General features: G+C 68.6%; 1 protein-coding gene. It reads right to left on the bottom strand.

All coding sequences use genetic code 11. The annotated features are described in order from the left end of the window. Positions 1–14 precede the first annotated feature (14 nt). Positions 15–1,229 carry an IS110 family RNA-guided transposase gene (locus tag ACZ60E_RS45710; RefSeq protein WP_469448222.1) on the bottom strand — a complete coding sequence of 405 codons (1,215 nt, stop codon included), beginning with the start codon at positions 1,227–1,229 and terminating at the stop codon, positions 15–17. Between the last annotated feature and the right edge of the window lie 262 nt (positions 1,230–1,491).

The raw sequence follows: 1,491 nt of genomic DNA, 5'->3' as shown, positions 1-1,491 counted from the left end.
CGGGGGGGGTGCCTCTATGTCTTTGGCCAAGCGAGGCGTGGGGGTCGGTGTTCGTAGAAGGTGCCGTCGCGGAGCATCGCGAAGAGCACGCTGGTGCGCTGTCGGGCGAGGCGGAGGAGGGCCTGAGTGTGGGTCTTTCCTCTGGCTCGGCAGCGGTCGTAGTAGGCGCGGGAGACGGGGTCGTGCAGGGCGGCGAACGCGGAGAGGAACAGGGCTCTCTTGAGCTGCCGGTTGCCGCCTCTGGGTGCGTGTTCGCCGCGGATCGAGGTTCCCGACGATTTGGTCGTGGGGGCGAGGCCGGCGTAGGAGGCCAGGTGGGCGGCGGTGGGGAAGCTGGTGCCGTCGCCGACGGTGACCAGCAGAACTGCGGCGGTCCTGACCGCGATCCCCGGCATCGAGATCAGGACCTGGGAAAGAGGGTGTTCCTCCAGCAAGGCCGTGATCTGGGCCTCCATCGCCCGGCGTTGGGCGTGAACTGCGGCCAGGGACTGGGCCAGCGACGGCACCACGATGTCGAGGGTGCCGGTGCCGGGAACGATGACAGTCTGCTCGTCGAGTGCGTCGAAGACCTCGTCGATCAGCCGCTGAGCCATGCGCGGGGCTTTGGGCCGGATGACTTCAACGAGCCTGCGGCGTCCGGCTTTTCGCAGAGCGGCCGGCGATCCGTAGCGTTCGAGGAGCCAGGTGACGGCCAGGTGGTCCAGGCGCGGGCCGAGGACCCGTTCGAGGCTGGGATGGAACTGGGTGAGCAGGCCGCGTATGCGGTTGCTGGTGCGGGTGGCCTCGGCGGCGAGGTCCTGGTCGAAGCCGACCAGGACGGTCAGTTCGGCGGTGATCTCGTCGGTCAGTTCCAGCGAGCGCAGAGTATGCGGCATGGTGCGGGCGGCGTCCGCGATGACCGCGGCGTCCTTCGCGTCGGTCTTGGCTTCTCCCGGGTAGAGGTCGGCGATCCGCCGCATCGCCAGGCCGGGCAGGTAGGCGACCTTGCAGCCCGCATCCCTCGCGACCGTCAGCGGCAGGGCACCGATCGAGGCGGGCTGGTCCACGATCAACAGGACCGTGCCGAACTTGGCGGCCAGTTTGTCGAACACGGCCCGCAGTTTGGGCTCTCTGTTGGGCAGGGGCTTGTCGAAGACCTTCTTGCCGGCCGGGGTCAGTCCGTGGCCGTGGTGGGCGGTCTTGCCGACGTCCAGGCCGAGGAAGACGCCCACGTCGCCCGTGTCGAACATCGTGCTCTCAACTCCTTCGGTGCGGCTGGCCTGGGCATCGGTGTCGTACGCGCGCATCCACGTTATGCAGACCTGCCGTCCGCGAGCTGTCCGGCATTGCACCGGACCGGACGGTGGCCGGACCTCTCATCAGCGTCTCCGACAACACCTCTCGGGCCCGGTGAACACCACCCCCCAGGTCATCGAGGACAGGGGGACACAGTCATGCCGGGCCCGGAGGCCAGCGGCCCTCTTGCAGGACCGCGAAGAACATAACGGGGGC

It is taken from the genome of Streptomyces sp. NPDC102514 (genome assembly GCF_055584525.1).
Note: the sequence above shows the minus strand (reverse complement) of the source record. Positions and strands in the feature narration are given on the sequence as shown.

What these genes read in the sequence shown, in the direction of transcription:
- ACZ60E_RS45710 (WP_469448222.1), bottom strand. Translation starts at nt 1,229, where the DNA reads ATGTTCGACACGGGCGACGTGGGCGTCTTCCTCGGCCTGGACGTCGGC.